Source organism: Enterococcus mundtii (assembly GCF_003957375.1).
In the GTDB taxonomy this organism is placed as follows: domain Bacteria; phylum Bacillota; class Bacilli; order Lactobacillales; family Enterococcaceae; genus Enterococcus_B; species Enterococcus_B spodopteracolus.
This window is the reverse complement of record NZ_CP025473.1, coordinates 540,552-553,416: the sequence shown is the minus strand read 5'-3', so window position 1 is coordinate 553,416 and position 12,865 is coordinate 540,552. Positions and strand designations below refer to the sequence as shown.

The 12,865-nt window shown below is 39.3% G+C and carries 13 protein-coding genes; 3 read left to right on the top strand and 10 right to left on the bottom strand.

Going from position 1 to position 12,865, the window contains the following annotated elements:
• Nucleotides 1–555: 555 nt before the first annotated feature.
• A complete protein-coding gene (locus CYK55_RS02925) occupies nucleotides 556–2,385 on the bottom strand; it encodes a glucose PTS transporter subunit IIA (protein WP_126133913.1) in 1,830 nt (609 codons plus the stop codon).
• A 273-nt stretch (nucleotides 2,386–2,658) separates the two neighbouring features.
• Between CYK55_RS02925 and CYK55_RS02920 the strand changes: the two genes are divergently transcribed.
• Complete coding sequence (locus tag CYK55_RS02920) at nucleotides 2,659–3,858, top strand: enolase C-terminal domain-like protein (RefSeq protein ID WP_034690245.1); 1,200 nt, start codon at nucleotides 2,659–2,661, stop codon at nucleotides 3,856–3,858.
• A 430-nt stretch (nucleotides 3,859–4,288) separates the two neighbouring features.
• Here CYK55_RS02920 and CYK55_RS02915 read toward each other — a convergent pair whose 3' ends face one another.
• The 5 genes from CYK55_RS02915 to CYK55_RS02900 form a co-directional block, all read right to left on the bottom strand.
• Nucleotides 4,289–4,996, bottom strand: a complete 708-nt coding sequence (locus CYK55_RS02915) for a GntR family transcriptional regulator (RefSeq protein ID WP_126133912.1) — start codon at nucleotides 4,994–4,996, stop codon at nucleotides 4,289–4,291.
• Nucleotides 4,997–5,185: 189 nt separating this feature from the next.
• Nucleotides 5,186–6,085 (bottom strand): LysM peptidoglycan-binding domain-containing protein, encoded by a 900-nt coding sequence (locus CYK55_RS02910; RefSeq protein ID WP_126133911.1) that lies wholly within the window; start codon nucleotides 6,083–6,085, stop codon nucleotides 5,186–5,188.
• 118 nt (nucleotides 6,086–6,203) lie between these two features.
• Complete coding sequence (locus tag CYK55_RS13425; protein ID WP_010736259.1) at nucleotides 6,204–6,371, bottom strand: hypothetical protein; 168 nt, start codon at nucleotides 6,369–6,371, stop codon at nucleotides 6,204–6,206.
• Nucleotides 6,371–7,048 carry an NAD(P)H-dependent oxidoreductase gene (locus CYK55_RS02905; RefSeq protein ID WP_126133910.1) on the bottom strand — a complete coding sequence of 226 codons (678 nt, stop codon included), beginning with the start codon at nucleotides 7,046–7,048 and terminating at the stop codon, nucleotides 6,371–6,373. The genes CYK55_RS13425 and CYK55_RS02905 overlap by 1 nt, the downstream gene beginning before the upstream one ends.
• Nucleotides 7,049–7,116: 68 nt before the next feature.
• The gene (locus CYK55_RS02900; RefSeq protein WP_034690316.1) at nucleotides 7,117–8,022 is read right to left on the bottom strand and encodes an AraC family transcriptional regulator; all 906 of its coding nucleotides are present in this window, start codon (nucleotides 8,020–8,022) and stop codon (nucleotides 7,117–7,119) included.
• Nucleotides 8,023–8,250: 228 nt separating this feature from the next.
• On the opposite strand from CYK55_RS02900, the gene CYK55_RS02895 reads away from it, so the two are divergent.
• Together CYK55_RS02895 and CYK55_RS02890 are read left to right on the top strand one after the other, a co-directional pair.
• Nucleotides 8,251–9,291, top strand: coding sequence for an aldose epimerase family protein (locus CYK55_RS02895; RefSeq protein WP_126133909.1), 1,041 nt, complete (start codon nucleotides 8,251–8,253; stop codon nucleotides 9,289–9,291).
• Complete coding sequence (locus CYK55_RS02890; RefSeq protein WP_126133908.1) at nucleotides 9,288–10,454, top strand: galactokinase; 1,167 nt, start codon at nucleotides 9,288–9,290, stop codon at nucleotides 10,452–10,454. The genes CYK55_RS02895 and CYK55_RS02890 overlap by 4 nt, the downstream gene beginning before the upstream one ends.
• A gap of 79 nt (nucleotides 10,455–10,533) precedes the next feature.
• Here CYK55_RS02890 and CYK55_RS02885 read toward each other — a convergent pair whose 3' ends face one another.
• From CYK55_RS02885 to CYK55_RS02865, 4 genes are all read right to left on the bottom strand, one after another.
• Nucleotides 10,534–10,866, bottom strand: a complete 333-nt coding sequence (locus CYK55_RS02885; protein WP_126133907.1) for an arsenic metallochaperone ArsD family protein — start codon at nucleotides 10,864–10,866, stop codon at nucleotides 10,534–10,536.
• Nucleotides 10,867–11,511: 645 nt separating this feature from the next.
• Nucleotides 11,512–12,021, bottom strand: coding sequence for a type 1 glutamine amidotransferase domain-containing protein (locus CYK55_RS02875; RefSeq protein WP_010736264.1), 510 nt, complete (start codon nucleotides 12,019–12,021; stop codon nucleotides 11,512–11,514).
• Nucleotides 12,022–12,145: 124 nt separating this feature from the next.
• On the bottom strand, nucleotides 12,146–12,601 hold the full coding sequence (locus CYK55_RS02870; RefSeq protein WP_126133906.1) for a type II toxin-antitoxin system HicB family antitoxin: 456 nt from the start codon (nucleotides 12,599–12,601) through the stop codon (nucleotides 12,146–12,148).
• Between the two features lie 39 nt (nucleotides 12,602–12,640).
• On the bottom strand, nucleotides 12,641–12,814 hold the full coding sequence (locus tag CYK55_RS02865) for an addiction module toxin, HicA family (RefSeq protein WP_080693183.1): 174 nt from the start codon (nucleotides 12,812–12,814) through the stop codon (nucleotides 12,641–12,643).
• Between the last annotated feature and the right edge of the window lie 51 nt (nucleotides 12,815–12,865).

The following is a 12,865-nucleotide window of genomic DNA, read 5'->3' as shown; positions in this document are numbered from 1 at the left end:
TGTTTTTTGAAAACACAAAAACTTCGATAAACTTGGTATTAGCATGCACACATTCGCTTTATCAGGAAATAAAGCGTGAGGAAGTTTGACTAACATTTCCTTAGGCATATGCCATCACTTCAAGTACAAATAGACTAAGGCCATTGGCAGAAATTCAATTGCATGAGCCATTTTTTCTAGAAAGTTAACTTGCGCAAAATTCGGATGTCGCCGTTTCTAAAAATGTTACTTTATCTGATAGATTTTTTGTTGATATTGTCAGTTACTAATGTTTCACTCTGTGTAGGAACTAAGCTGTTGTCTCTGCCCAAGACCAATCGTTTTTTCCAACTACTACTGATGTTTCCAATAGTATAAAAGCTGTCGTTTCACTGCTGTCCATCTACGTTGTACGCGCTTCTTCCACCAGTTTCTTGTATTTATCAGTAATCTGATGAGTTTGGAATTATGAACCCATCAAACCATTCGTCACATCTTCTCCTTGAACTTATTAATAGAAAAAAACATACAACGCCCGTTGAAGACGATGTATGTTCTCTTTCTCATGCTATTTTTTTACCCATTTAACAAAGCACGTTCCACGAGCGCTCCAGCTTGGTGCTGCCCTTCTAAGTTTCGTTCACCCGAAAATTTCGACACACGATCCATGTTCGTGATCACAACGATGACCATGCTCTTTTTCCCTTGACTATGGATATAAGGCAAATCCATTTGAGCGATTTTGGTGTCCACTGTCACCTGATCACCAACCTTGACAAGGACATCAAATCCTTCACCCTTTAAGTTAACAGTGTCGATCCCCATATGGACTAAGACTTCTACGCCATTATTTGTTTTGATTCCTAACGCATGTTTGGAAGGGAAAATCGTAGTGACTTTTCCGTTGACCGGTGCAAAGATGGCACCATCGATTGACTCGATTGCAAAACCATCACCCATCATTTTCGTTGAAAAAACTTCATCAGGCACATCTTCTAAAGGAATATATTCCCCTTTAGTCACAGCGTGTAGATTCACTTCGTTCGTGTATTCCGTATCTTCTGCTTGTTCATTTGGTACTAAGAAATAAGTAATCGCAAAAGAGGAAACCAAGGCAATCACTATCCCAAGTACCGCAAACATAAAATACTGACCAATATAGGCGGGTAAGCTAAAAATACTTGATAAAATATAACCGTAGATCCGAACACCGAAGAAACTGATAAACGCTGAAGCGATCGAGCTACCGATCGTAGCTGCCATAAACGCTCTCTTGTATTTTGATAAGATCCCGAAAAGCGCAGGTTCAGTGATTCCTAATAGACCAGAAACAGCAGAAGATAGAACCAATGATTTTTCTTCTTTTGATTTCACTTTCAAATAAATAGCCGCTGTCGCCCCAGTGATCGCCATGTTTGCCATAAACATCATCGGCATCAACATGTCATAGCCTTGATTCGCAAAATTTTGTAAGGCAATCGGAGTCATTGCGTGATGTAACCCAGTAAAAATCGCAATTGGACGGATCGCACCGACCACGATACCAGCTAACACTGGTGAAATTGAGAACAACCATGCCACGCCTTCTGCTAGCAGATTCCCCAAATGGATACTGATCGGACCAATCACTGTTAGTGTCACTAACCCAGCAACAAATAATGAAATCGTTGGTGTGAACACTGTTCTTAAAACTTGAGGCAATATTTTGTCAACCCAACGATAAATATAACTCAATGCCAATACCGCAAAAATGATTGGGATAACTGTTCCTGCATAATTAAAGACCGGAACTGGAATGATACCAAACAGTTGGAAAGCAGAGATCGAACCTTCAGCAACCGCTGTCGTCATGGTGGGAAATTGTAACGTTGCAGCAATCGCAATCGCTAAATATGGATTCGTTTTGAAGATCCGAGCGGCAGAAGCAGCAACGAAAAATGGCAAGAAAGTAAACACGCCACTCGCAATCATATCAATGATCAAATACGTATCCGTCTGATTCGAAATGACATTCAATGCCACTAAACCGGCCATCAAACCCTTGATCATTCCTGCCCCAGCTATCGCTGGTACGATTGGACCAAATACACCGGAAACAGTATCCATAAATAAGGATACGACTCCTTTTTTCTCTCCTTCACTTCGTTCACTTGTTTCATCTAACCCTAATTCTTTCGCAATTGGCGCAAAATAGTCAGCGACTTCTGTACCGATCACGACTTGCAGTTGTTCGCTCTGATATTTTGTCCCCACCACTTTAGGTGTTTTTTCTAATGCAGCATAATTCACTTTTTTCTCATCTTTTAAATCAAACCGTAATCGTGTCATACAATGCCAAGCGTTGTTGATATTACTTGCTCCACCCACATGTTGTATGATTTGTTTTGCTATTTCTTCATGCTTCACTTGTTCTCCCCCTTATTCTCATCAAACAATGATTCTTGTTTCCGCTTTCACCCAAATAGTAGCATGTGGAACGCTACTTGTAAAACCAGTCCTTTTTAGTATAAAAACATTAAAAAAGCTTGCATATCAATGTTTCAAAAAACAATAAAGTAAAATTGGACTGATTTTTAGTTGGTTTAGATGTTTTTATTAGACCAAATTGACAGGATGTTCTTCCCCATGTTTCAATGAGGATGCACATGATTCATATTTATGTATATTGGAGTGAATAAAATGACACCAACGATCATTACAAATATAAAAAGTTACGCAATCAAACCAGATCGTCACAACTTGTTAGTCGTAAAAGTTGAAACAGATAAAGGCGTGACCGGCTTCGGTTGCGGCACTTTCCAATTTCGTCCTTTGGCTGTCCAAACCGTAGTTGAAGAATACTTAAAACCTTTACTGGTTGGACGGGATGCGAATCAAATTGAAGACCTTTGGCAAGTCATGAATGTCAATTCTTACTGGCGGAATGGGCCAATCACAAATAATGCCATTTCAGGTGTCGATATGGCGCTCTGGGATATCAAAGGGAAAATCGCTGATATGCCATTGTATCAGTTATTCGGCGGAAAAGCTCGAACAGCAATCCCTGCGTATACGCATGCTGTCGCAGATAATCTAGAGGATCTCGATCGTGAAATCGAAACATTTCTCGCACAAGGGTATCGCTATATTCGTTGTCAATTAGGTTTTTATGGGGGCAATCCAACGAATTTAGCAACACCTGAACAGCCACTTGCAGGCTCTTACTTCGATCAAGAAGAATACATGGGCACTACGCTATCCATGTTTGAACATATCCAAAACAAATATGGTGATCGTTTCCAAATGTTACATGATGTTCACGAACGCTTGCATCCTAACCAAGCGATCCGTTTTGCAAAAAAAGCAGAAAAGTACAATCTTTTCTTTTTAGAAGATATTTTACCGCCAAACCAAAATGAATGGTTGGCTCAATTGCGAAGTCAATCAACGACCCCGATTGCTACTGGGGAATTGTTCAATAATCCAATGGAATGGAAAGAATTAGTTCGCAATCGCCAAATCGACTATATGCGTGCCCATGTCTCACAAATCGGCGGGATTACTCCTGCCTTGAAATTGGCACACTTTTGCGAAGCGATGGGGATACGGATCGCTTGGCATACGCCATCTGATATCACACCAATCGGCTTAGCAGTGAATACGCATTTGAACATCCACTTGCACAATGCGGCGATCCAAGAAAACATCGATGTTCCGGAACATACGAAACAACTTTTCGGAAATATCCCTACACCAAAAAAAGGCTTTTTCTATCCAATCGAACAAAGTGGGATCGGTGTCACATTCAATGAAAAACAGGCGGCAGAATTTCCAGTTGTCTATCGTCCACACGAATGGACACAAAGCCGTACACCAGACGGCACGATCGTGACACCGTAATCCAAAAAAAGCTATCCTTACACGAAACATGTAAGGATAGCTTTTTTTTGGTTTTAACTAAAATAATATAAAAATAGTATTTCCAATAATTGAAATGTTTATATGGAAAATAGCAAGTATAATAAATTATATACTCTAATTTGTCTATTCAAAATCCTACATCTTATTATCAAGGTTATTCTTCCGAACATATTCCTCAACGAGTGATTGATAATCGAGTCTTTTTTAATACACATACCTTGTTCTGATAGTAACTTCAAATCAAAGTTAACTAGGGCTTTAAGTAAATTATATTTGTCGCTCTGTTGAAAGTTCCATTCATTCTAGTTATAGCAGCAAAAGGTTTATCGCCAGTTTGAAGAACATTAAATTCGATTAACGATTTTCCTAGTACTGATATTTTAACAACTTTTGACTTCTACTCAACTCCTCAATCAATCCTCGACCGATGGATCTCACGGTCAAACGGGCGGATATAAGTCACTGAGTAGTCGATGGCAATGATACTGCTGTATTCATAGACTTGTCCATCTTCTAATATAGCTCGGTTCGTGATTTGCATGGCTGGTGTACCGCGTTTACATAGCAATATTTTTGATTGTTCTTTGGAAGTCGTGATTGGGTCATAACTCGTGATATAGTGAGAAATGCGATAGCCTTTTTGTTCCACATATCTTTGGATGGAATGCTCGATGACTTCTTGGGACAGGTCGGGAAACATTGCTACCGGCATTTTTGACATTTCTAACTGCTCGATTTTATAATCAACGATTCGAATACGTTCAAATGTCCAAACGTCGGCGCCTTCATCAAGTTGAAAGATTTTTTGCTCATCAGCCGTTGCTGGTGCTTGGTTTAAACCGATCATTTTTGAATGGATTCGATCATAAGGGGTACGTGTCAAAGAATTGAAGATCAAGGGATTTTTGACCCATTTTTCATGGATAAAGATACCTGATCCTTGAACGACACGGACAATACCGATTTCTTCTAGATTTTTGATCGCTTGTTGGATCGTAAAGCGAGAAACATGATAGATTTCCGCTAGTTTTCGTTGATTCGGTAATTTTCCATCTTTAAATTCTTCTTGATAGATTTTACTCAATAAATCTTGGACGATGAATTCTCGTTTTTTCATGATCTTCTCCTTTACGGGTGACATTCACTTCTTTATCTTAACAAAAAAACAACCAATCACAACCCACTCATGACGAGCCAGTAGAGAACGAAACGTATTTAGAACAAAAAGGTCACAAAAATTGGCAAAAAGAGCCATTTTTGTGACTTCATCTAATCGATTGAAATTGAATCGTTCTTCTTGATCTTCCTAATTCAAACGTAATTCTTGACCAGGGTTAAAGAAGAAATCATCCATCGTCATGCCATTCAAGGACAAGATCGTCTCAACTGGCACGCCAGTCCGTTGCGCAATTTGATTTGGACCTTCGCCTTCACGTACAACGGTTGTAGTTGCTTGATTGGCTTGATTGCTCGTATCTTCTGTGGACTGTGCCGTGTACTGATTGGCTTGTGATTCCGACGATTCTGTTGTTTCTGGTGTCGCTTCCGTCGAAGGTGACGTCTCTTCCGAAGAAGATTCGCTACTAGGTGTTGCTGCTTGAAGTTCCGCACTTGTTCGCAGATAAATGTCGGAGATCCGAGCGACCTGCGCCGTGTAACTTGCAGATAGCTGATTGATCATGGTATCTAGGTCGATATCCTCCTTGTTGGAAGCATCTTGGTACATCCCTCTTAATTTACTGATTCCTTCATCCGATAAGGCTTGAAGTTCTCTTGCTTTTCGGTTGGCAATGACCGAAAGACCATTGACACCGTCTTGATTGTTTTGGATCTCTGCTTGGTATTCTTCGATCAACACTGGAGTTTTATCTTCGATTTTCTTTGAATAATCTGCAACGACTGCTTGTAGTTGTTCAGAAATAGCTCCTGAAGGTTCTGTTGCTTCGCTGCTTTCTTGTGTTGCTTCAGTTTCAGATGAAGCAGTAGTTGAAGCTGTGGACGATTGCGTCGTTTCACTCGTCTTTGCTACCGAGTTTTCACTAGCATTGTTTCTACTATGGAGATATAATCCAGTACCTGCACCAACCAGTAGTAAGACTACTGCAACAGCGGTACCGATTTTCATCATACGCATGCGTGATGCTTGTTTCTGTTGTTGTCTTCGAGCTGATCGAACATTGCCACGCTGTTCATTTTCTTCATTCATTTTATTCACCACCTGTTATTTCTGTAAAAAAAATAGCGTTACCAGCTTTCTTGTAGTTCCATTGTAGCAAATAATAAGCGTTATGAACATTTTTTATTATGTTATTACTGAAGAAAAATCACCATTTTTGATGATTCCAAGATTCTCCATCGATTTCTCCTTGCAACTGCTCGATCCGTTCATTGATTTCGACAAATAAGCGTGACATTTCATGAAGTAAGGCTTTGCCCTCATAATCCGCTTGCGTACTCAATTCGGCTAATTGTTCTGTCAACCATTGATCCATTATAAGGTCCTTCCTTTCATCTCTTGTAGTATAAATGTCAGATCTTCAATGTTTTCTTTGGCTTCTTCTAACATCGTTTCGATCATCTGCTGCTTCATCGGTGCTTTTTCCTTGATGCGTTCATTTTGCGCAAATCGTTCGATAAACCAATCGATCCGATTGATCAGTGAAGGTTTTTCGACTAATGTTAGATATTGCTGATAACTGATCAAGCGTTCAAACCGTTGTTCTTGAGTTAAGTACATGAACTGTGCTAAAACAAACGGAGGCAAAAAGGTCATCTGGAATTTATGGGCAATTCGTTGATACGGACGCAAATACTCCGAGATCGTATACTCTTCTTTCCCACCTGCTTGGTATTCTTTTTCACTCACGCCGGTTGTTAAGACGATTCCTAATTCTTTGCCCGATAAGACTTCGGTTGCCGCTTCTAACACTTGGTCTTGCCACATTTTCAAATGGGCTGGCGCGCTATACCAATAGAAAGGAAATTGGAAGATGATCCGGTCATGCTCTTTCAATAGAGCAAGCTCTGCTTGAAGGTCAATTTCCCCATCTGGATAACAAGCTTCTAGATGATGCCAAGTAGTCGATAGCTGGCTGGATGCTTCTTTAAAAAACTGTTGGTTCAACGATGTGTCAATTGTCGGATGGCTGACAATAATCAATGTTTTCATAGCTTTTTCCTCCCGTTTCCTAGTCTAGCATATCCTTAGAAAAACCCAGTAGAAGATGCCTTTATGTCTTAGGTTGCCCAAGAAATGATGGCTTGTTCTTCTAATTGATTTTTCAATTGTTCTGCGGAAACCCCTTTGATCTTTTCGTTATTCATTCGTCTACGATAGTTTGTCGCCGTCTCACCAGTGAATTTCTTGAACATGCGGCTAAATACGACCAAACTATTGAAGCCGACTTGGTAAGCGATTGCTTCAACGGATTCTTCCGTCAGAGATAAGAGAAATGCTGCCCGATTGATGCGAACACCGATCATATATTCTTTGATACTGATCCCCATGTGATTTTTGAACACACGAGATAGATGACTTCGGTTAACGGATAATTTTTTAGCGATCTCCTCAACAGTCAAACGCTCGCTGTAATGTTCTTCGATATACTGTACCGCATCAACAGCGAGTGCTGAATAACTTTTTTGTTCGCCTAAATGAACATAGCCACCATCTTCTAATAAAAGCGCGAGCAATTGATACGTCAACGCATTTAATTGCAGCTCATCGACTAGATTTTTTGTCGAGTAATTCATACATGCTAAGATAATCTCCACATATCTAGCAATTTCTGAAGAAACCATCGTGTATTGATCATCTTTGAATAAAGAATGTTGAATGACTTTATCCGCTACTGACCCACCGAAGGAAATCCAACAGTAGACCCAAGGATCTTCACCATCCGCCAAATAAAAAGTAGAATCCCCCGGTCTAATCAAAAAAAGATCACCTTTTTTTAATTGATATTGCTGATTTTTTACGCGATAGACCCCTTTTCCTTCCATCACGATATGCAAAATATAATCTTGGCGAATAGCTGGTCCAAATGAATGAAAGGGCAATGTTTTAGAAAAACCGCAAAAATCAAAATATAATTCTTGTGAGATGGATTGATGTTCTTTTTTCAAAAAAATCGCTTTTTCCATTGTCGTACCCCTCTTTCATATTTTCTTTATTCTACTATAGATGCAACAAAAAGTTAAATACTGCTCACAGAAATACATTCAAGTAAGTGCTCTTCTTTGATATGATTGAATGGTAAAAACAGTAACCATCTCATTGTAAACGCTTCATTTAATGGTATAGTTAATTTGATTAGGCGTAAACTGCGCCTACACCAACTACTAATCCAGCACCAAGAAAGGACTACTTAAATGGACATTACTAAAAAAACATTTGGACAATCTGCACATTTGATTACTTTAACCAATCAACAGGGTACGACCCTCGCTGTTACTGATTTAGGCGCACGGATCGTCAGTTTGACATTCATGGATAGAGAGTTGATTCTAGGTTTTGATTCAGCAGAAGAATATCTCGAAAAAGATGCCTTTATCGGAGCAACGATCGGACGAACCGCTGGGCGGATCGATGCAGGTAAATTCACCCTCGACGGCCAGACGTATCAACTACCTGTCGATCCCGCAACTGGTCACTCCTTACATGGTAGTGCGCCAAGTTTTGAAGAAAAAATCTGGCAATACGAAATCATTGATGGCGAACAAGAAGCCACTGTGATCTTTACCACGACTAGTCCCGACAAAGAACGTGGTTTTCCAGGGAATTTATCCGTAGAAGTTCGCTATACCCTTACAGAAGATAATATTTGGCGTGTAACAACGAAAGCGGTCAGTGATCAATTGACACTATTCAACCCAACCAATCATGTTTATTTCAACTTGAGTGGTGATGTAACGCAACCAATCGATGACCATACTTTGTGGGTCAACAGTCAAGTCTTTGCTGCTTTACGACCAGACAGCATTCCGACAGGTGAACAAATAGAAGTGACCGGAACACCTTTTGATTTTCAAACACCAAAAAAACTAACGACCGTTTTCACCAGTGACTTTCCACAAAAAGAATTATTTAATGGAATCGATCATCCGTTCTTCTTAAAGGAAACAGGCTTAGATAAAACAGCCGCTTCTCTTTTAAGTCCAGATGAAACAATCAAAGTCAGTGTCAGGACGGATGCATCGAGTATCGTCATTTTCACTGCCAACTTTGGGGAAGATACACCTGAAATGCGCGGGCAACATTTAGCGAACCATGGCGGCATCACTTTTGAAACACAAATCGCTCCAGGAGCAGAACGTTACCCTTCTTTCGGCGACATATCTTTGGTACCGAAAACACCATTTGAGACGATTACAGAATTCAAACTTGAAGCAAGAGAGGAACAAGACAGATGAATAAAACAGCACATTTAACAACGAAATTCAACGAATTATTTGGAGAAAAACCAACAACAAACTATTTTTCACCTGGGCGAATCAACTTGATCGGTGAACACACGGACTACAACGGCGGACACGTTTTTCCTGCATCGATCACTTACGGCACTTACGGAGTTGCTGCTCGCCGAGAAGACAACAAGGTATTGGTCTACTCAACAAATTTCGAAGAAATCGGTATCATTGAATTTAGGCTTGATGACCTAACATTTGCTAAAAAAGATAATTGGGCAAATTATGTCAAAGGAATGATCTTGAAACTAAAAGAAGCTGGCTATACCATCGAAAGCGGTTTTGAATTGGTGATTGAAGGAACGATCCCTAATGGTGCCGGACTTTCTAGCAGTGCTTCGTTAGAATTATTAGTGGGAGTTGTTCTGGAAGATTTGTTTGATTTACCGATCGATCGTTTGACACTCGTTCAAACTGGAAAAAAAGTAGAGAATGAATTCATTGGTGTCAACTCAGGGATCATGGATCAATTTGCGATTGGTTTTGGTGAGATCGACCATGCCATCTTGCTAGATACGAATACACTACACTATGAAATGGTCCCAGTTAAATTAGATGGCTACGCTGTGGTTATCATGAACACGAATAAGCGACGTGAATTAGCAGAATCGAAGTATAATGAACGCCGCAATGAATGTGAAGAAGCCTTGAAACGTCTACAAACGAAGCTAGACATCAACGCTTTAGGCGAATTAGATGAAGCGACTTTCGAAGCGAATACGGACTTGATCGGTGATGATACCTTGATCCGTCGTGCACGTCACGCAGTCACTGAAAATCAACGAACATTAAAAGCAAAAGCTGAATTAGAGCAAGGAAACTTAAAAGCATTTGGTCAATTATTGAATGACTCTCATTACTCACTCCGTCATGATTACGAAGTCACAGGTATCGAATTAGATACACTTGTAGATGCTGCACAAGCGCAACCCGGTGTATTAGGCGCACGTATGACAGGAGCAGGATTTGGTGGCTGTGCCATCGCTCTAGTCAAAGAAGAGGAAATCCCTGCCTTTAAAGAAAATGTCCATGCACGTCATTTAGAGGTTGTCGGATATGAGCCTGAATTTTATGTAGCACATATCGGAAGCGGTACGACGAAAATTTAGTTAAAAAACAGAAACATGCGTCTGGGCTTGGCAAACAACCAGTCTCAGGCGCATATTTTATTGAATCGTGATTTTGAATCTAGATTAAATAATCGGTTCTCTGCATAGATATTCCTATACCAGTTATTTCAGACAATTCAGTCAAGCTTAAGTAACTACCAGTTTTTACAATTTGGTTATCGATTTCAATGATTGGTAAACGTTTTATATCTCCTGTGCGCAATAAATTTAAAACTTGGGAATTCTCAAGAAAAGGCAAAATCGAATGACTCAAAAAATATAAATTTGTTTCTAGTTTCTTTCCCTTTGTATGACTATAAAACTCTTTTGTAGCCAAATCTTCATGTAAGGATTTGAAAACGTAGAGTTCTTCATCATCAACTTGCTCAAATACATAATATGAAATAATCATCCTTTTATTGACACTCTCCTTCATTTCTTATCCCGGCATCATACAGTGATACGACTTTATTCATCAACATTTAACCAAGCTTCTAAAGTCTCGATGTCTTCTATTCTAGTGATATTAGGTGACTTTTTGCTAGCCTAACCATTCTTCTTACTTGTTTTGTTTATTCAGGCAAATTCACTTCAAAAGGCAAACCTTTCTTTTCAATTATTGTTTATAAAAAACAGTAATTGCCGTTCTAGGAGTGATTCCTCATTCTTGTAAAATATCTTCAGCTTTCACTTTCAATTCACTTTCGATAGAAACGTGAATTCTTTCTTTTTTTGGCATCAACAGCGGCACCTCCGAGAGGGTTATACGCAAAATATACTATTCTTCAAAGGTTTAATCAAAAAGCTGGCGGAAATGGACTATTAGTATCGATATATATCATTTCTACTACACTTCATTTTCTTAGCGTTGATCCCCCATTGTATTATTAACTAAAATACTTAGTCACTCGAAGAATAGCGAAAGTTGATCAGATTTCTTTTTCACAACAAAAAGACAGAAAGAATGTATCTGCATTCTTTCTGTCCCAATCATTCTAAATTTTTTTATTCCTCGTATCACTATTTTGACTTGCAACGCTACAAAGTGGTCAATCGTTTAACCTAAGATCTCAACAATTGCTTTATTGAATTCAGGCAAGTCATCTGGTGTACGACTAGTAACTAATTGATTATCGATCACCACTGCTTCATCTTTGACATTGGCGCCAGCGTAAGCCACATCTGGACGAACCGTGTCGTAAGCAGTCATCGTTCTGCCTTCTGTTAGACCTGTTTGGATAAACAATTGTGGGCCATGGCAGATAGCAAATAACGGTTGGTCATTTTTCAAGAAGTAAGTAACGAAGTCAACAAAACGTTGATCCTTACGTAATTGATCCGGTGAGAATCCTCCAGGGATCAAGAGCGCATCGAAATCTTCAGGAGAAACTTCATCAATGCTGCGATCGATCGTGAACTCGCCACCTTTTTTGCCTTTGATCGTTTGGTTTGCTTCAAAACCAATCGTTGTCACTTCATTCCCCGCATTTTCCAATGCTTCTTTTGGTGAAGTCAACTCAATATCTTCGACTAAATCAGTTACGATTGCTGCAATTTTTTTTGCCATTTTTCCTCTTCCTTTCTTATCGCTTGATTCTAGCCTAAAGGATTTCAGGAAAGTGTGCAAATCATCTGTTTATGATTTATAACTTATTTTATTTAAAAGAAAAATGATATTTTCTCTTTTAAAATTAAGCACCTAGTTTTTCACGAACAATGGCTTCGGTCAATGTCTTTGAAAAACTTAGATGCATTTCTTCACCTAACTTATCTGCCCATTTTGGGATCATTACCGTCTTTTTTATAGGTTCCTCTGAGCCTAAATATTCTGTTAGATCTACAGAGACCATTGAAATAAATGATTTTTCAGCATCATATTCTAATGTGAACTCGGAACCACTTTTAATAGGATTATTTTCTAGAAGTGACAATGAACTGATAAGAGATGGATTAGGTAATGTTCGGTCTTCTGCTATCTCAGCCGCCAAAAAAATATCTAAGTAATCAGAGGCATTTTCGAGCGCTTCAGGAATATCAGATCCGCTTGTACCAGACATCTCCGGAAAATCTGGAAAGAAAACAGAAAATCCCGAGGCATAGTCTTCACTTGTTTCTAAATAGAATAATACCGGATATGAAACAAGCATGATTTTCTTTCTCTCTCAAGAAGGAGGAACAGAGCTATTTTAACCCTGCCTCAGTGTCGCATGTTCTGTCCCTTTAGGTAGCTTGGAAGGAACAATGATTAGTCGATTTACTCCTAGTAGTTTCACTTTTATATGAGAACCTTTTCCACCTTTAACTTTTAACCCACCTATGGAAATCAAGAGTTTGACCATTCCCTGTTGTGCCATTGGCATTGTTACAATACCTCCTGACATGGCTACACTAACACGTGAAGAAAAGAAAAA